Source organism: Rhodopseudomonas palustris (assembly GCF_013415845.1).
In the GTDB taxonomy this organism is placed as follows: Bacteria; Pseudomonadota; Alphaproteobacteria; order Rhizobiales; family Xanthobacteraceae; genus Rhodopseudomonas; species Rhodopseudomonas palustris_F.
Genome location: NZ_CP058907.1, coordinates 5,218,165 through 5,235,268, shown reverse-complemented (window position 1 = coordinate 5,235,268; position 17,104 = coordinate 5,218,165). Strand labels below are relative to the sequence as shown.

Here is a 17,104-nt window from a genome sequence, read left to right as displayed (position 1 = left end):
TGATCAGCGATCGCCGATTAGCGACCGGCCAGCACCGGCAGGCCGAGCATCGACGAGAACAGCGCCGGATTGTTGATCAGCTGGGCCGAACCCTTCTGATTGCTGGCCAGCGACGACCAGGCATCCTGATTCTTGGTCAGCGAGGACCACGGCTTCTGGCTTGCGGCGAGCGACGACCACGGCTTCTGCGACGCCGACAGCAGCGGGCCGAACATCGATGACAGGAAGAAGTTCGAGCTGGTCAGCTCCGGGAAGATCGAGCCCAGAGTGGTGCGGGAGTCGGTCAGCCGCGGCGCGCCGGTCAGACGGGTGGAGGAATCTGCCAGCGAGGCACCGCTGCCATGACGGGCGGAGACGTCGCGGATCGCGCCGTGGCGGTTGAGGATCGCGTCGGCCTGGCCACCCTTGCCGAACGGCGGGTCGACCGTGACCAGGGTACCGTCCTTGTCGCTGGAGACGATCGCGGCGTTGCTGAACGAAGCGGCCTTCAGCTCCGCCACCGCCGCCTGCGCCTTGGCCGCGTCCTGATACACCTTGAAGATCTGGGTCATTACTACCTTCCTTTAGAGTGATGCGTTCGTTTGGAATTTCAGTCTTTGACCGACAATTCTTGGCAACCCACCCGGTTCCCAACTTGGCATAGTTTCGCGCTGCGGCAAGACCTGCAAGCATCAGGTTACCGGCGGCATCGCGCCGCAGCAGAACCTGCTTGCTTGCAGTAAATAATCACTTGCGATCAAGACAGTTCGATCGTCTCCGGCCGCATCGGCAGTTCACGAATGCGTTGACCGGTAGCATGGTGTAGGGTGTTGAAGCTTGCCGCGTTGTCCCCGACATCGCCGACGCCGAGCATCTTGATGCCGCTGGTGGCTTGCAGGCGAAGGCTCACTCCTGCACCCCAACCGAGAACGGAGGTCTCGACACTCCGTTCCAGATATTCCGCACCCCGCATTCTGTTTCACCGCCCTGACGCACGACTGTGCAACGACAGCTGTCCCGAATCGGCAGCGCTCGGAACAAAGCCGGGCCCTGTCGCGTCTGAGACCGACAGGGGAGAGACGTGAATGGAAAGCGTGACGAGCGTGTCGTGGTGGGCGGCGGGTGTGCTGTACCAGATCTATCCGCGCTCGTTTCAGGACAGCAACAACGACGGCATCGGTGATCTGCGCGGGATCATCGATCGGCTCGGCTATCTGTCCGATCTCGGCGTCGACGCGATCTGGCTGTCTCCGATCTTTCCGTCACCGATGGCGGACTTCGGCTACGATGTCGCCGACTATGTCGGCATCGATCCAATCTTCGGCACGATGGACGATTTCGACGCGCTGGTGCTCACGGCCCATGCCCGCGGGCTCAAGGTCATTCTCGATCTGGTGCCGAACCATTCATCCGAACAGCATCCCTGGTTCGTCGAGAGCCGGTCGTCGCGGCACAATCCCAAGCGCGATTGGTACATCTGGCGCGACCCAGCCCCGGACGGCGGACCGCCGACGAATTGGCTGTCGGAATTCGGCGGCAGCGGCTGGGAGTACGACGACGCCACCGGCCAATACTACTATCACGCCTTTCTGAAGCAGCAGCCGGACCTCAACTGGCGTAATCCGGAAGTGCGGGCCGCGATCTATGACGCGATGCGGTTCTGGCTGCGGAAGGGCGTCGATGGCTTCCGGGTCGACGTGATCTGGCACCTGATCAAGGACGACCAATTCCGCGACAACCTGCCCAATCCGGATTTCCGCCCCGGCATGCCGCCGCACGCCGCGCTGATCCCGATTTACTCCGCGGATCGGCCGGAGACATTGGAAGTGGTTGCCGAACTGCGCCGTGTCGTCGACGAATTCGATCATCGGCTGCTGATTGGTGAGATCTATCTGCCGATGGAGCGGCTGGTCGCGTATTACGGAGCGGAGCTGAAGGGTGCGCAGCTGCCTTTCAACTTCGCGCTGCTGTCGACGCCGTGGCGCGCCCGGGAGATTGCGGCGTTGATCGATCGCTACGAGCAGGCGTTGCCGGCCGGCGCGTGGCCGAACTGGGTGCTGGGCAATCACGATCGGCCGCGGGTGGCGAGCCGGGTCGGGCCGGCACAGGCCCGCGTCGCCGCGCTGCTGTTGCTGACGCTGCGCGGCACCCCGACGATGTATTACGGCGACGAGCTCGGCATGGAGCAGGTCGAGATCGCGCCCGAGGACGTGCAGGATCCGTTCGAGAAGAACGTGCCCGGCATCGGTGTCGGCCGCGATGGCTGCCGCACACCGATGCAGTGGGACGCGTCGGACAACGCCGGGTTCTCGGATGCCCGGCCGTGGCTGCCGCTGGCCCCGAACGCCACCCAGGACAACGTCGCTAATCTGCGCGCTGACGCGCAGTCGATCCTAAACCTCTATCGCGCTCTGCTGCGGCTTCGGCGCGCGCTGCCCCAGCTCGCGCTTGGCACTTACCAGCCGCTCGCCGCGGAAGGTGATCTGTTGCTGTATCGCCGGCATCATCAAGGGCGGTCGGTCTTGGTGGCGCTCAATCTCGGCCCGGATCCGATCTCGGCGGCGTCCGACGCGATCGGGCTCGACGGCGAGGTACTGCTGTCGACTATGCTGGACCGCGCCGGCGAACGCATCGGTGCCACGCTCGACCTGCGCGGCAACGAAGGCATCATCGTCGGCCGGGCGCCGGAGGACGTGGTTTAGAACGCTGGCTTCGCGCGGCTTGCAGCCGGGTGTCGTTGCCGTGGGCTTATGTCAGCGCCACGCCGTAGTAATCATCGACCTTGCGGGCGCCGCGCCAATCCCATTCGGAGCCGGGACCGTATTTCGGTGCGCGTTCGAGCTGGTCGACGGTGACCATCACCTGATAGCCGCCGAGCTCGACGTTGTATTTCAGCGCCGGCCAGGGCAGCGGGTAGTGATCGTCGCCGATGCCGAGGAAGCCGCCGAACGACAGCACCGCGTAAGACACCCGGCCACTGACCTTCTCGATCATCACGCGCTCGATTGAGCCGATCTTCTCACCGTCCGGCCCGTACACCGCGGTTCCCTGCACCTTGTCGCTGCCGATCAGCTTGAGGGTTTCGTTGGTCTCTGGGGTCATGCTGGCCTCCCTATCAGGCGAAACCAACGAGCGGATCGAAAACCTGTTCCGTCTCCGAGTCTGCGTCATCGCCTCTTCACAAACTGAAGAATCGTTCGTATCCTCTCTTCATCGGCAACAACGGAAGGAGGTGATCCAGTGTCTCACTCGAAACGCTGTCACCTCGCTGGGGACGCCCGCTGAGGTTGGCTGACTGAGCACGTTGCGGTGGGCATGAGACCCGCTCACCGTGGACGATGCGCAAGCAGTGAGCCGCTCGGCCGAGGCGCCCCGCAGCGCCTGGGAACCAGCGAGTTACGAGGCGCGCGTCGGCGTTTACACGTCGGCGCGCGTTCGTCGTTTTGGGCTCCCTTGTTCACAAAGCGAAGTTCACAAAACGAACGCGTCGCGCGCGGTCGCAATCAGAAACCGAATGTCAGAATGTGCCGGCTAGCGTCAGCCGCACTGCCAGCGGTTCCACCGGATGAACGTGGCGATCGTTGACGCCACCGAGCGGTTCGCCGGGTAATCGCGACAGGTAGTAGTATTCGATCTGATTGGTCTTCGCGTTGAACAGGTTCAGCACGTCGAGCTGCACCCGCACGCCGTTGTCGAAGCGATAGCCGGCGCGGGCGTTGAAGATCAGCGACGACAGCGAATGCACGCTGTCGTCCTCGATCAGCGGTCGCGGTCCGAAATAGCGGCCCTTCAACGCACCGAACCAGCCGCGCTGCTCGCCGAGCGTGATGCCGGCGCTGGCCACCCACGCCGGTGCGCCGGGGATGAAGTCGCCGGCCGGATCGATGTCGGTGAACCGCGCTCTGGTGTAGGCGACGTCGAGATCGACACCGAGCCAGGACAGCGGCCGATACTGGCTGGTCCATTCGACACCCATCCGGCGGCTTGGCCGGCTCGGTTCGGTGGTGCCGGCATCGCCGACGAACAACAGCTCGGAGTCGAAATCGAGCACGAACACGGCGAGCGATGTCGTCAGCCCCGGGATCGATTTATTGCGAATACCAAGCTCGGCACCCTTCGAGCGCACCAGCAGCGGCACACGATTCACCGGATCGCCGGTGTTGGGATCGACCGTGATGGTGGCGCCGCGGATATCGTTGCTGTGCAGCCCGGTGCCGGCGTTGCCATAGAACTCAGTGCCGACCCAGGGGCCGAGCACGATGCCGGCCTTCGGACTGGTCATCGCCGCCGAAGCGTTGCCGGAATTTGCCGGTGTGTCGCTGATCACCCGGCCGGTGAAAAAATCCTGCCGCACGCCGGCGGTGGTGCGCAGCCAATCGGTCCAGCGCACCGTGGTGTCGGTCCACAGTCCGAGCGACTGCTCGGAGACATCGTCGGCCCGCACCGTCGACAGCCAGTCGCGCTGATAGGTCTTGTTGAGGCCGACATTGATGGTGTCGGACCGCGTCTGCAGCCCGACCCGCGTTTCCACCGGCAGGCCCGCGAAGCGGTAGTCGAAGCGCTGCGTGCCGTTCAGGCCGAGCACGGTGCGGCGATCGTGCTGGTTGAACTGGTCGCCGTTCACCGGGTCGTCGAGGAAGTAGGTGAAGTTGTTGTAGAGCTGCAGCGACGAGCGGATCACATAGGCGTTGATGTCGGTCTGGCCGAGGTCGCTCGATTTCGCGAACCGGCCCGACAGGCTGTAGCGGCTGGAGATGCCGCCGTCGGTCGGATCGAGCGAGCCGTAGCGGCTGATCAGGTTCTGGTCGATCGCGCGCTGCGCGACCTGGTCGGTCGAGGTCCAGCGGTTGGAATAGGCCATGCCGGTCAGCGAAAAGCCGTCGGTCGCAGTGCCCTCGCTGTAGCGCAGAACGCCGTTGAGCTTGCGGACGTTGTCCGGCACGTCCCACGGGCCGTTGTAGGTGTTGGCTTCGAAGGCGGCGAGCCAGGTGCCGTCGCCGACCCGCGTCGAGGCGGCGCCGAGCAGCCGGCGATAGCCGAAGCTGCCGACCGTCACCTCGGCGAGGTTCTTGGGCATCGCCCGCAGATATTCGATGCCGAGCGCGCCGGCCGAACCGAAGTCGCCGACGTCGGCAAAATACGGTCCCTTGCGCACCGTCATGGTGCTGATCAGTTCGGGGATCAGGAAGTTGACGTCGGCATAGCCCTGTCCGTGGCCGTGGGTCGGCATGTTCACCGGCATGCCGTCGATGGTGATGGCGAGATCGGTGCCGTGGTCGAGATTGAAGCCGCGCAGGAAATACTGGTTGGCTTTGCCTTCGCCGGAATGTTGAGTGACCACCAGCCCGGGGGCGGCTTCCAGCGCCTCGCCGGGCCGCATGAACGGCAGCGCATTGATCTCGGCGCCGGTGATGACGCGGCTGCTTGCGGCCTGGTTCTGCGGCGCGCTCATCGCGTCGGGCGTTGGGCTCGCGCTCGTGGCTGCAGCCGAAGAGGATGCGCCCGGTGTCGGCGCCGGGATCGCCTGGCCGTGCCGTGCCGTCGCTTCCGGCGCGTGGCGCCGCGGTGGCTTCGGCCTTGCCTCGGCCGGGGCATCGATCGTCACCTGCGGCAGCGCCTGCTCGGCCCGCGCCGCTGCTATCGCCAGACCAAAACTCAGCGCGATACAGCCGGCCGCACAGCCGCGCATCGCCTCTCGCCGGAGACACGCCACGCACACCCCCTCGTGTCCTGCATCGCTGCAAGACGGGCCCACCCCAAATCTGTTATCGCAGGCGGTCCCGGCAGAGCGCCCACGACCGCAGCGTGCCCGGCGAGTATGACAAAGTCAATAAAACTTCATACTGATAACCTGGTAACCACCGAGAGGCTTTCGATGCAACGCGTCACCATCACGCTCGACGACGACCTGATGGAAAAGCTCGACGCGATCATCGCGGCGCGCGGCTACCAGAACCGCTCCGAGGCGATCCGCGACCTGGCGCGGATCGGCATCCAGCAGACCGCGGCGGAGACCACCAGCGGGCATTGCGTCGGCGCGATGGTCTATACGTACGATCATTCCAAGCGCGACCTGCCGCGCAAGCTGACGCAGAGCTTCCACCATCACCACGATCTGTCGCGCGCCACGATGCACGTGCATCTTGACCACGATCAGTGCCTGGAAGTGACGATCCTCGACGGCAATGCCAGCGAGCTGCAGCACTTCGCCGACCACATCTTCGCCGAACGCGGCGTTCGCTACGGAAGGTTGGTGACGATCCCGGCCGAGCCGCCTGAGGCGCACGAGCATCATCACGAGCACGACACATCATCCTGAGAGGCTGGCCGCAAGCCCGCCGCTGACAGAAAAGACCTTCAAGTCATTGCGAGCCGATGGCGAAGTAATCCAGGGGCTTCGTGCACCGAGCCCTTGGATTGCTTCGTCGCTTCGCTCCTCGCAATGACGAGCCTTCAGCGTGATGGGGATTTCCGAGCGCGAGGCGTCTTTGCCGTAACTTTCTTCGCCACGACTTTGGCTGCCTTGTCGTCACTGATCACGCCCTCGCGCCGCTTCACCGCGTGGTAGTAGGCCCACCACAGATGCGCGGCGGCGCCGCGCAGCGGGCGCCAGGGTTCGGCGAGCGGCGCCATCTGTTTCACGGTCGGGCGCGCTTTCAGGCCGAGGCCGATCCGCATCGCCTCCTGCACCGCGAGGTCGCCGGCCGGCCAGGCGTCGCCGTGGCCGAGGCAGAACAACAGATAGATGTCGGCGGTCCACGGCCCGATGCCGTGCAGCGCGGTCAGCGTGGCGTGGGCGGCGTCGGCGTCTTCTTCGGCCAGCACATCGAGGTTGAGCCGTTCGGCGGCGAGCTCCTTGGCGAGCGCCTTCAGCGTCTTGATCTTCGCCGTCGATAGGCCGAGCCGCGCGAGCCGGTCGCTCCGCGCCCGCTTGATCGCGTCGTGCTCGAACGGAGCGAACGCCGCCGAGACCCGGCCCCAGATCGCCGCTGCCGAGGCGGTCGAAAGCTGCTGACCGCAGACGATCGCGGCGAGCCCAGCAAAGCCCGGCTCGCGCCGCCGCAGCGCCGGCATGCCGGCGACCTGAAGCACGGGTTTCAGCCGTGGGTCCCGCTTCACCAGCGTGGTGATGGCGTCCTCGAGGTCGGCCTGGGAGTCGAGATGGATGGTCATCAGGTGGTTTGGCTTTCCGGCGTCATGCGCGGGCTTGACCCGCGCATCCATCCGCTATCGTAGAAGAGTCTCTCATCCGATGGATTGCCGGATCAAGTCCGGCAATGACGTCAGGGGTTCAATGCCGCCACCCGTTTTCCGATTTGCCCCGAGCCCGAACGGCTATCTGCATCTCGGCCATGCTTATTCGGCGTTGCTGAACGCCGATCTGGCGCGGGCGAGCGGCGGCCGCCTGTTGCTGCGGATCGAGGACATCGACCGCACCCGCTGCCGGCCGGAATTCGAACAGGCGACCTACGAGGATCTGTCCTGGCTCGGCGTCGCCTGGGACGGCGAGGTGCGGCGGCAGTCGGATCATCTCGAACTGTATCGCGACGCGGTGACGCAGCTCGCAGCCAGGGGGCTGATCTATCCGGCGTTCGAAAGCCGCGCCGAGATCGCCCGGCTGGTCGCGGAGAAGGAAACGGTGGCACCGTGGCCGCGCGATCCCGACGGCGCGCCGCACTATCCGGGGATCGGCAAGCAGCTTTCCGCAGCCCAGCGCGCCGAGCTGATCGCCGCCGGCGTGCCTTATGCGTTGCGGCTCGACATGGCGGCGGCGGTTGAGTTGGCCGGCGAGCTGAATTGGCAGGAACTCGGCAGTGGGCCGGACGGTGAGACCGGCACCATCATGGCGCGGCCGGAAGCGTGGGGCGACGTCATCATCGCCCGCAAGGAAACGCCGACCAGCTATCATCTGTCGGTGGTGATCGACGACGCGCTGCAAGGCATCACCGAGGTGGTGCGCGGCGCCGACCTGTTCTGGTCGACCTCGGTGCACCGGCTGCTGCAACATCTGATCGGCCTGCCGTCGCCGGTGTATCGGCACCACGCGCTACAGCGCGACGCGGAGGGCCGCAAGCTGTCGAAATCGACCGGCTCGACCGGCCTGCGCGAGCTGCGCGCGGCCGGCGTCACGCCCGCCGAAATCCGGACGATGGTCGGGCTTGCGGCGCCTGTCTGAACGCCGCCTGATGCCGCCTGCAACGATCCCGAAACGTACTCCCGGCGTGACTTCTTCGCCGCGAGCGTGGCATTGTAGTCGGGACGGCTCGGGGGACTCATGGCGGTGAAATCGCGCGCGTTGCGCAGCGGGCGGACGCAGGTCAAGCGGACGCCGCCGAAACGCGTCCGTCGCAAGAAGCCTGCGTCTTCCGGCATGATCGAGACCGTGCTGGCGACCTTCGCGCACGAGGTCCGCACCCCTCTCACCGGTATCCTGGCCGTCAGCGAATTGCTGGCGACCTCCGATCTCAACGAGCGCGAGCGGCGCTGGGTCGACACCATCAAAGCCGGCGCCGAGCACCTGTCCGGCCTTGCGACGCTGTTCGTCGACGCCGCCCGGCTCGGCACTACCGGGCTCGGGTTGCGCTCGGAGTTCTTCGATCTGCGGGCGCTGGCCCGTCATGCCGGTGACTCGCTGTCCGGCCGCGCCGCCGCCAAGGGGTTGCGCGCCACCGTGACGATCTCGCAGCGGCTGCCGGGCTTTGCGATCGGCGACGCGGTGCGGCTGCGCGCCGCGCTGGAAAACCTGATCGACAACGCGGTGAAGTTCACCGAGCGCGGCGACGTGACGCTGAAAGTCTCCGCCGCAGCGGCCGGTCGCGGCAAGGCGCAGGTGTCGTTCGCGGTGTCCGACAGCGGCATCGGGCTGTCGCTCACCGAGATCAAGCGGCTGTTTCGGCCGTTTTCCCAGGCCAATGTCAGCATCGCGTCGCGGTTCGGCGGCGCCGGCCTCGGTCTGTCGTCGGTGCGGCAAATTGCCCGGGCCCTCGGCGGGGACGTCACGGTGGCGCAGCGGCCGCGTGGCGGCACCGTCTTCACCCTGACGGTGACGCTGGATCGGGCCAAGCCGCCGCAGATGTCGACGCCGGACGGCGCGATCCGCGCCACGGGGGGAGGGCGGCTGCGCATCCTCAGCGTCGAGGACAATCCGTTCGGACGGGTGGTGCTGAATGCGATCCTGACCGAGCTTGGCCATTCTTGCGAATTCGTCGGCAATGGCGAGGCGGTTCCGCAGCGGCTGGCGAAAGCCGAGTTCGATGCGGTGCTGATGGATATGGTGCTGCCCGGCATCAGCGGCGTCGAGGCGATCCGGCAAATCCGGGCGCTGCCGCCGCCGCTGCGCGCGATCCCGATCATCGGCGTCTCCGGGCGCGATCAGGACGAGCCCGCGGCCCGTCAGGCCGGTGCCGACGCCTTCCTGCTCAAACCGGTTTCGCCCCGGGCGCTCGCAACTGCGCTTCTTGCAGCGTCGTCCCCTCGGGCAGCCGCGACTTGATGATCGCGGCGTTGAGTTCGCCGCCGTAAACGAAGATCGCGGCGATGAAATACAGAAACACCAGCGCGATGATCACCGAGGCCAGGCCCGCATACATCGACACGTAGTTATTGGCGAACCGCGCCAGATACATGCCGAAGGTCATGCCGGAGATCAGCGAGGCCGTGATGGTGAAGACGATGCCGGGCAGGATCTGCCGGAACGAGCGCCGCCCCGCCGGCAGATAAGCGTGCAGCAGAAACAGCGCCACGGTCAGCGCTGTGATCGCGATACCGTAGCGCGCGAACGTCAGCAGCGGCTCGTTATCGTGCACCAGCAGCGGCACGTAGTGCCGCGCGGTGGCGACGATCAGCGGCCCCAGCACGATCAGGAACCCCATCGCCAGCGCGGTGAACGCCGCCACCAGGGTGTAGCCGATCGACTCCAGCCGCAGCAGATACCAAGGCCGCGGCTCGATCACCGCATAGGCGCGGTTGAGCCCGACCCGCAGGCTCTCGACGCCGTTGGAGGCAAAATACAGCGCCAGCACCAGGCCGATGGTCAGCACCCCGCCGCGGGTGGTGGTCAGCACGTCGTGGATCTCGCCTGACAGCGTGCTGGCGACCTGCGCCGGCCAGACATCGAGCAACAGCTCGGCGGCGCTGTCGGCGAGTTCGCGCGAGCCGACGAAGCCGGCCAGCGAGGTGAGCACGATCAGGAACGGAAACAGCGCCATCAGGGTCGACAGCGCGATATGGCTGGCGATCGCCCATCCGTCGTCGGCCAGGAACGTATAGAGCGCATCGACTGCGACCGCATAGGCGTAGCGGATCTGCCTCACGGGTCACCTTGTCATGCGTTGCGGCCGGCGGGATGGCAGAACCTTAGCATTCGATACTAACCGCCTCCACCCGGGATCGTTGCGCCCGACCATGCTGCGGGGATAGCGCGGGATCAGCGGCGGTGTTATGAAACCTAGATGGCATCCTTCCTGAGTTCAATCGCCCTGCCGGTCGCGCTCTGCGCGGTCGCCTTGGTGCTCATGCTCGGTCTGATCAACATGATGCGGGGCGGCTCCCCGAACCGTTCGCAGACCCTCATGCGCTGGCGGGTGTTGCTGCAATTCGTCGCCATCGTCATCACCATGCTTGCGATCTGGGCGCTGGGCCGTTAGCTGCCCACGAGCTTCCGGATCACTTGGTTTCCCGCAGCAGGATCCCCGCGCGATGGTCGTTCTCAATCGAATCTACACCCGCACCGGTGACGACGGCACCACCGCCCTCGGCTCGGGCGAGCGGCGTCCGAAGTCCGATCCGCGGATTGCCGCCTACGGCACGGTGGATGAGACCAATGCGGCGCTCGGCGTGGTGCGGCTGCATTTGTCCGAGCTGCCGGAACTCGACGCCATGATCGGGCGTATTCAGAACGATCTGTTCGATCTCGGCGCCGACCTGGCGGTTCCGGAACGTGAGGGCAAGGCCGAACGGCTGCGGGTCTTGTCGAGCCAGGTGGAGCGCCTGGAGCGCGATATCGATCAGCTCAACGAAAGCCTTGCGCCGCTGACGTCCTTCGTGCTGCCGGGCGGCAAGCCGGCAGCCGCTTACCTGCATGTGGCACGGACGATATGCCGCCGTGCGGAACGTGCCATGGTGGAACTGGCGGCCAAGCCGGACGAGAAAATCACCCCGGCGGCCGTCCAATACGTCAACCGGTTGTCCGACTTCCTGTTTGTCGCCGCCCGCACGGTGAACGACGGCGGCGCCCGCGACGTGCTTTGGGTGCCGGGCCAGAACCGCTAGGGAACAAGGCGGTTTTTGGCTTTGCCGCGTTGACCGCGGTTAGGAGGGGCTTTAGGTTCCGCCGCCACAACAAACAATTACCCACCGCAACACGAAAGAGGATCGATGAAGGTTCTGGTGCCGGTCAAGCGCGTGGTCGACTACAACGTCAAGATCCGCGTCAAGAGCGACGGGTCGGGCGTTGAACTCGCCAACGTCAAGATGTCGATGAATCCGTTCGACGAGATCGCCGTCGAAGAAGCGCTGCGCCTCAAAGAGGCCGGCAAGGCGACCGAAGTCGTCGTGGTCTCGATCGGACCGGCGCAGGCGTCGGAAACCCTGCGCACCGGCCTCGCCATGGGCGCGGACCGCGGCATCCTGGTCAAGGTCGACGGCGTCGTCGAACCGCTGGCGGTCGCCAAGATCCTCAAGGGCATCGCCGACGAGGAAAAGCCGGGACTGATCATTCTCGGTAAGCAGGCGATCGACGACGACAGCAACCAGACCGGCCAGATGCTGGCCGCGCTGCTCGGCTGGGCACAGGCGACCTTCGCCTCCAAGCTCGAAGTCGACGGCTCGGACTTCACCGTCGCGCGTGAAGTCGATGGCGGCTCGCAGACCGTCAAGCTCAAGGGGCCGGCGATCGTCACCACCGATCTGCGTCTCAACGAGCCGCGCTACGCTTCGCTGCCGAACATCATGAAGGCCAAGAAGAAGCCGATCGCGGAGAAGACCGCGGCCGACTACGGCGTCGACGTTTCGCCGCGCCTGGAAGTTCTGAAGACCGTCGAGCCGGGTGGCCGCAAGGCCGGCGTCAAGGTCAAGGACGTCGCCGAACTGGTTTCGAAGCTCAAGAACGAGGCGGGTGTACTCTGATGGCCACGCTGCTGATTGCCGAACACGACAACGCACACCTCAAGGACGCCACCAACAAGGCGATGACTGCGGTCGCCGCGCTCGGCGGCGAGGTGCATGTCCTCGTTGCCGGCCAGGGCTGCAAGGCCGTGGCCGATGCCGCCGCCAAGCTGCAGGGTGCCGCCAAGGTGCTGCTCGCCGAAGCGCCCGCCTATGAGCACGATCTCGCCGAGCCGCTGGCCGCGCTGATCGTCTCGCTCGCCGGCAGCTACGACGCGATCGTCGCCCCGGCGACCTCGCGGTTCAAGAACGTGATGCCGCGCGTCGCCGCTCTGCTCGACGTGATGCAGGTGTCGGAGATCATCAAGGTGGTCGCGCCCGACACCTTCGAGCGTCCGATCTACGCCGGCAACGCGATCCAGACCGTGAAGTCGAAGGACGCCAAGAAGGTCATCACCGTCCGCACCTCGACCTTCCAGGCGACCGGCGAGGGTGGCAGCGCGGCGATCGAGACCGTTGCGGCGGCGGCCGATCCGGGCCTGTCGAGCTTCGTCGGCGAGGAAGTCGCCAAGAGCGATCGTCCCGAACTGTCGTCGGCCAAGATCATCGTGTCGGGTGGCCGCGCGATGCAGAGCCGCGAGAACTTCACCAAGTACATCGAGCCGCTCGCCGACAAGCTCGGCGCCGGCGTCGGCGCCTCGCGCGCCGCGGTCGATGCCGGCTACGCGCCGAACGACTGGCAGGTCGGTCAGACCGGCAAGGTTGTGGCGCCTGAGCTGTACATCGCGGTCGGCATCTCCGGCGCGATCCAGCATCTCGCCGGCATGAAGGACTCCAAGGTGATCGTCGCGATCAACAAGGACGAAGACGCGCCGATCTTCCAGGTTGCGGACTACGGCCTGGTCGCCGACCTCTATCAGGCGGTTCCGGAGCTGACGGAAGAGCTCGGCAAGCTCGGCAAGTAAACACGCCCTCGCGGCGGACGAACCCGGCCCTCGGGCCGGGTTCGTTGCAGAAGCCTTAAGCGTTCACCGGCTAACTGTCCGGGCGCCGAACCACGGACAGCGGCGCGGGAATGTGCGAAGATGCACCGGCCGCGCGATGCGGCTGTGCTCCGAACGAGATGAGAGATGGCGGCAGCAATCAAAAAAGTCGGCGTAATCGGCGCGGGACAGATGGGCAACGGCATCGCCCACGTGGCCGCCCTCGGCGGGTTCGAAGTGATCCTGAACGACGTCTCTGCCGACCGGCTGAAATCGGCGATGGCCACCATCAACGGCAACCTGTCGCGCCAGATCGCCAAGAAGCTCATCTCCGAAGACGCCCGCAAGCAGGCCCTGGCGCGGATCACCGCGACGGAGAAGCTGGACGGGTTGTCCGACTGCGACCTCGTGATCGAGACCGCGGTCGAGAAGGAAGAGACCAAGCGCAAGATCTTCAACGAGCTGTGCGCGGTGCTGAAGCCGGAGGCGATCGTCGCCTCCAACACCTCGTCGATCTCGATCACCCGCCTGGCCGCCTCGACCGACCGGCCGGAGCGCTTCATCGGCATTCACTTCATGAATCCGGTGCCGGTGATGGAGCTGGTCGAGCTGATCCGCGGCATCGCCACCGACGACGCAACGTTCGAGACCGCAAAGGCGTTCGTCACCAAGCTCGGCAAGCAGATCGCGGTGTCCGAGGATTTCCCGGCGTTCATCGTCAACCGCATCCTGCTGCCGATGATCAACGAGGCGATCTACACGCTGTACGAAGGCGTCGGCAACGTCGAAGCCATCGACATGGCGATGAAGCTCGGCGCGCATCATCCGATGGGCCCGCTGGAGCTGGCCGACTTCATCGGCCTCGACACCTGTCTGTCGATCATGCAGGTGCTGCACGAAGGCCTCGCCGACTCCAAGTATCGGCCGTGCCCGCTGCTGGTGAAGTACGTCGAAGCCGGTTGGCTCGGCCGCAAAACCCAGCGCGGTTTCTACGACTACCGCGGCGACAAGCCGGTTCCGACCCGCTGATCGCCTGATCGCCTGAGCGCGTTCACGCGATCCCGGGCACGCTCCGGATCTGCTCGGCCAGGAAGTCGATCAGCAGCCGCACGCGCGCGATGCCGGCGCGCTCCGGCACGATCAACAGATTAAGCGGCACCGGCGGCAGCCTGTACTCCGGCAGCAGCACCTCGAGCCGCCCCACCGCCAGCAAGTCGTCGACCAGCCAGCGATGAGTGGCGGCAATGCCGCGACCGGCGATCATCGCCTCCCGGGCTGCGAGCCCGTGATCGACCCTGAGCCGGCCGCCGAACGGCACTCGGTGGATCTCCTGATCCGGTCCCTGCAAGATTAGCAGGTCGCTGCCGGCGACGTTCACCATGCGGACGCCCTGATGGTTTGACAGATCCTGTGGCGACGTCGGCCTGCCGTGCGCCGCCAGATAGTCCGGCGAGGCGACCAGCAGGCGATGGCTGTGGCCGAGCGTCCGCAGCTTCAATGAGCTGTCGGTGAGCGGAGCCAGCCGGATCGCCAAGTCGACGCCCTCGCGCACCAGATCGACGCGCTGATCGGTGAGGCCGAAGTCGATCCCGATGTCCGGATAGCGATCCTGGAACGCGAAGATCAGCCGGCTGGCGTGCAGCACGCCGAACGAGGCCGTGCAGGAGATCCGGATCGTGCCGGCGGGGGCCCCCGAAGCGCCGAGCGCTTCGTCGCCGGCATGTTCGAGCAGCCGCAGGATCTGGACGCAGCGCGCGTAATAGCGGCTGCCTTCCTCGGTCAGCGTCACCCGGCGGGTGGTGCGGCTCAAGAGCGGCGCGCCGACCGCGGCCTCGAGCTCCTGCAGCTGCCGGGTGACGGTGGACTGGCCGACGTTGAGATCACGCGCGACCGCCGACAGGCTGCCTCGCTCGGCAATGCGAACGAAGGTGCGGATGCGCTCGATCGTGACGGTCGATTTATCCATTTTTCGGAACAATCATATCGAAAATCGACGGCTACTGGAATAGTCGCGGCAAGGCTAGCAGGAGGCTCTGATCATCATGTCAGGGAGCCTGGCCGTGAAAGTTCTTCTGGTATTCGCCCATCCTGAACCGCGCTCGCTGAACGGCGCGCTCCGCGACGTCGCGGTCACCGAGCTGCAGCGCCTCGGCCACGAGGTGCTGGTCTCCGACCTCTATGCGATGGGTTGGAAAGCGGCGATCGACCGCGCCGATTTTCCGAACCTGGCGTCCGATGAGCGGTTGCTGCCGACCGAGGCGTCGAAGGCGGCGTTCGACGCCGGCGAGTTGACCCAGGACGTCCGCGACGAGATCGACAAGCTGCTTTGGGCCGACGCCGTGATCCTGCAATTCCCGCTGTGGTGGTTCAGTATGCCGGCGATCCTGAAGGGTTGGGTCGAGCGCGTGTTTGCCTGCGGCTTCGCCTACGGCGTCGGCGAGCACAGCGACAAGCGGTGGGGCAATCGCTACGGCGAGGGCGTTCTGGCTGGCAAGCGCGCGATGCTGATCGTGACGACCGGCGGCTGGGAGCAGCACTACGGCCCGCGCGGCATCAACGGGCCGATCGACGACCTGCTGTTTCCGATCCACCACGGCATTCTGTTCTATCCGGGCTGCGAGGTGCTGCCGCCCTACGTGCTGTATCAGGCGGGTCGTCTCGATTCCGTCGGGTTCGAAACCGCGGCCGAACGGATGCGGGAGCGGATGCGCACGCTGGCCGAAACGCCGCCGATCCCGTACCGGCGCCAGAACGGCGGCGACTACCTGATCCCGGCCATGGAGCTGCGGCCGGAGCTGGGCACGCCCGGTGCCGAAGGCTTTGCGGTCCATCTGCGCGATGGGGCCGGTTCCACGGCCTGACCACGGCCGTCCAGGCAGAGGCGCGATCGATGCAATTTCATCGAATGCGCGCCGCCTCGCTTTGGATTGTTAACGGTTTGCTGCCAGACTGCGCCGATGGACATGAGCATGATCAGCGCGGCGCTCGCCATGCAGGCCAGCAGCACGCAGATGCAGATCTCGACGACGATTCAAGCGTCGGCCGCGCGCACCGAGCGTGAGACGGTGCAGACGCTGCTCGGTATCGGGCAGGGCGGCTCGCCTTCGCTCGCCAATGTCGGCCCCGGCGTCGGCGGCAATCTGAATATCAGCGCGTAATCGGATTACTGAGCAGTCATTCCGGGGCGCGCCGTCAGGCGCGAACCCGGAATCTCGATGTGATGGAAACGGCCGAGTGCTCAACAACCTCTGGATTCCAGGTTCACGCGCTGGCGCGCGCGCCCCGGAATGACGCCAAGGTAGCTACGGCTTCCCCGCCGCCGCCGGCTTCACGGCGGCCTTGATCAGCGTGGTGGCGTCGTTGCTGTCCCATTCTGCGGGGCCATTGATGGTGGCGATCTCGCAGCCTTCGCGGTCGACCAGCACTGAGGTCGGCATGCCGAGCGCGCGGCCGACCGCCTTGAGATCCTGAAACACCTTGGCGGACGCGTCGGTGAACACCGACAAATGCGTCAGCTTCTCGTCGTCGAGGAATTTCTTCGGCTTGGCCGGATCGCGGGTGTCGATGTTGATCGCCACCACGTCGAAGTCCGAGCTGCCGAGCTTGGCCTGCAGGTTGTCGAGCGCCGGCATCTCCTTGCGGCACGGCACGCACCAGGTCGCCCACAGATTGACCAGCACGGTGCGGCCGCGGAAGTCCGACAGCTTTCTGGTTTGGCCGGCATCGTCTGCGAACGTCAGGTCCGGCAGCCGCAGCGGCGCCGCCGCAGGTGTCAGCGCCGCGACCTCGCCGCGCACTAGCGGCTTGAGCTGCTGCGCCAGCGCCACCGCCGGCCGGCACACCGGGTCGCCGCCCGCATTGCGCTGCAGCCCGCCAATCCCGTATATCCCGGCGGCGCCAGCGACGACGAGCACGGCAATCGTGGCCAACAGGATGGTCAGGCGGCCGGCACGGCGCGGCGGGACGGAATTCGGCTGGGATTCGGTCATCGAACAATCAGAAAACGGCAGGCCGCGCAGGTTCGCGGGCGGCTGCCG

The 17,104-nt window shown here is 66.0% G+C and carries 19 protein-coding genes; 11 read left to right on the top strand and 8 right to left on the bottom strand.

Going from position 1 to position 17,104, the window contains the following annotated elements:
- Positions 1-17: 17 nt before the first annotated feature.
- Together HZF03_RS23970 and HZF03_RS23965 are read right to left on the bottom strand one after the other, a co-directional pair.
- Positions 18-551 (bottom strand): hypothetical protein, encoded by a 534-nt coding sequence (locus HZF03_RS23970; RefSeq protein WP_011160292.1) that lies wholly within the window; start codon positions 549-551, stop codon positions 18-20.
- A 185-nt stretch (positions 552-736) separates the two neighbouring features.
- Positions 737-889 carry a hypothetical protein gene (locus HZF03_RS23965; RefSeq protein WP_165858177.1) on the bottom strand — a complete coding sequence of 51 codons (153 nt, stop codon included), beginning with the start codon at positions 887-889 and terminating at the stop codon, positions 737-739.
- A 175-nt stretch (positions 890-1,064) separates the two neighbouring features.
- Between HZF03_RS23965 and HZF03_RS23960 the strand changes: the two genes are divergently transcribed.
- Entirely contained in the window at positions 1,065-2,681 is a 1,617-nt protein-coding gene (locus tag HZF03_RS23960) for an alpha-amylase family glycosyl hydrolase (protein WP_119019889.1), read from the top strand.
- 46 nt (positions 2,682-2,727) lie between these two features.
- On the opposite strand, the gene HZF03_RS23955 is transcribed toward HZF03_RS23960, so the two are convergent.
- Both HZF03_RS23955 and HZF03_RS23950 read right to left on the bottom strand, forming a co-directional pair.
- Positions 2,728-3,081, bottom strand: coding sequence for a PRC-barrel domain-containing protein (locus HZF03_RS23955; protein WP_011160290.1), 354 nt, complete (start codon positions 3,079-3,081; stop codon positions 2,728-2,730).
- Positions 3,082-3,496: 415 nt separating this feature from the next.
- Entirely contained in the window at positions 3,497-5,668 is a 2,172-nt protein-coding gene (locus HZF03_RS23950; RefSeq protein WP_119019888.1) for a TonB-dependent receptor, read from the bottom strand.
- A gap of 186 nt (positions 5,669-5,854) precedes the next feature.
- Between HZF03_RS23950 and nikR the strand changes: the two genes are divergently transcribed.
- The gene (nikR, locus tag HZF03_RS23945) at positions 5,855-6,298 is read left to right on the top strand and encodes a nickel-responsive transcriptional regulator NikR (protein ID WP_119019887.1); all 444 of its coding nucleotides are present in this window, start codon (positions 5,855-5,857) and stop codon (positions 6,296-6,298) included.
- A 134-nt stretch (positions 6,299-6,432) separates the two neighbouring features.
- Here the strand turns inward: nikR and HZF03_RS23940 are convergent, their stop codons facing one another.
- Positions 6,433-7,152 carry a DNA-3-methyladenine glycosylase family protein gene (locus HZF03_RS23940; protein WP_119019895.1) on the bottom strand — a complete coding sequence of 240 codons (720 nt, stop codon included), beginning with the start codon at positions 7,150-7,152 and terminating at the stop codon, positions 6,433-6,435.
- 121 nt (positions 7,153-7,273) lie between these two features.
- Between HZF03_RS23940 and gluQRS the strand changes: the two genes are divergently transcribed.
- Entirely contained in the window at positions 7,274-8,155 is an 882-nt protein-coding gene (gene gluQRS / locus HZF03_RS23935; protein WP_119019886.1) for a tRNA glutamyl-Q(34) synthetase GluQRS, read from the top strand.
- 99 nt (positions 8,156-8,254) lie between these two features.
- Entirely contained in the window at positions 8,255-9,472 is a 1,218-nt protein-coding gene (locus HZF03_RS23930) for an ATP-binding protein (protein WP_119019885.1), read from the top strand.
- Here HZF03_RS23930 and HZF03_RS23925 read toward each other — a convergent pair.
- The gene (locus HZF03_RS23925; protein ID WP_011160284.1) at positions 9,399-10,292 is read right to left on the bottom strand and encodes a YihY/virulence factor BrkB family protein; all 894 of its coding nucleotides are present in this window, start codon (positions 10,290-10,292) and stop codon (positions 9,399-9,401) included. The two genes, HZF03_RS23930 and HZF03_RS23925, sit on opposite strands and share 74 nt — an antisense overlap.
- A 138-nt stretch (positions 10,293-10,430) precedes the next feature.
- Between HZF03_RS23925 and HZF03_RS23920 the strand changes: the two genes are divergently transcribed.
- The 5 genes from HZF03_RS23920 to HZF03_RS23900 all read left to right on the top strand — a co-directional run bounded on the left by HZF03_RS23920 (position 10,431) and on the right by HZF03_RS23900 (position 14,096).
- Positions 10,431-10,625, top strand: a complete 195-nt coding sequence (locus HZF03_RS23920) for a twin transmembrane helix small protein (RefSeq protein ID WP_012497865.1) — start codon at positions 10,431-10,433, stop codon at positions 10,623-10,625.
- Between the two features lie 52 nt (positions 10,626-10,677).
- Positions 10,678-11,250, top strand: coding sequence for a cob(I)yrinic acid a,c-diamide adenosyltransferase (locus HZF03_RS23915; RefSeq protein WP_119019884.1), 573 nt, complete (start codon positions 10,678-10,680; stop codon positions 11,248-11,250).
- A 105-nt stretch (positions 11,251-11,355) separates the two neighbouring features.
- On the top strand, positions 11,356-12,105 hold the full coding sequence (locus HZF03_RS23910) for an electron transfer flavoprotein subunit beta/FixA family protein (RefSeq protein WP_119019883.1): 750 nt from the start codon (positions 11,356-11,358) through the stop codon (positions 12,103-12,105).
- On the top strand, positions 12,105-13,049 hold the full coding sequence (locus HZF03_RS23905) for an electron transfer flavoprotein subunit alpha/FixB family protein (protein WP_119019882.1): 945 nt from the start codon (positions 12,105-12,107) through the stop codon (positions 13,047-13,049). The genes HZF03_RS23910 and HZF03_RS23905 overlap by 1 nt, the downstream gene beginning before the upstream one ends.
- Before the next feature lie 165 nt (positions 13,050-13,214).
- Positions 13,215-14,096, top strand: coding sequence for a 3-hydroxybutyryl-CoA dehydrogenase (locus tag HZF03_RS23900; RefSeq protein WP_119019881.1), 882 nt, complete (start codon positions 13,215-13,217; stop codon positions 14,094-14,096).
- 22 nt (positions 14,097-14,118) lie between these two features.
- On the opposite strand, the gene HZF03_RS23895 is transcribed toward HZF03_RS23900, so the two are convergent.
- Positions 14,119-15,033: a LysR family transcriptional regulator gene (locus HZF03_RS23895; protein ID WP_119019880.1), complete on the bottom strand. Its 915-nt coding sequence runs from the start codon at positions 15,031-15,033 to the stop codon at positions 14,119-14,121.
- 94 nt (positions 15,034-15,127) lie between these two features.
- Here HZF03_RS23895 and HZF03_RS23890 point away from each other — a divergent pair, with 94 nt between their 5' ends.
- Positions 15,128-15,928, top strand: coding sequence for an NAD(P)H-dependent oxidoreductase (locus tag HZF03_RS23890; protein WP_119019894.1), 801 nt, complete (start codon positions 15,128-15,130; stop codon positions 15,926-15,928).
- Between the two features lie 108 nt (positions 15,929-16,036).
- Positions 16,037-16,225: a hypothetical protein gene (locus HZF03_RS23885; protein ID WP_012497859.1), complete on the top strand. Its 189-nt coding sequence runs from the start codon at positions 16,037-16,039 to the stop codon at positions 16,223-16,225.
- 144 nt (positions 16,226-16,369) lie between these two features.
- Here the strand turns inward: HZF03_RS23885 and tlpA are convergent, their stop codons facing one another.
- Positions 16,370-17,056, bottom strand: coding sequence for a thiol:disulfide interchange protein TlpA (gene tlpA, locus HZF03_RS23880; protein WP_119019879.1), 687 nt, complete (start codon positions 17,054-17,056; stop codon positions 16,370-16,372).
- Between the last annotated feature and the right edge of the window lie 48 nt (positions 17,057-17,104).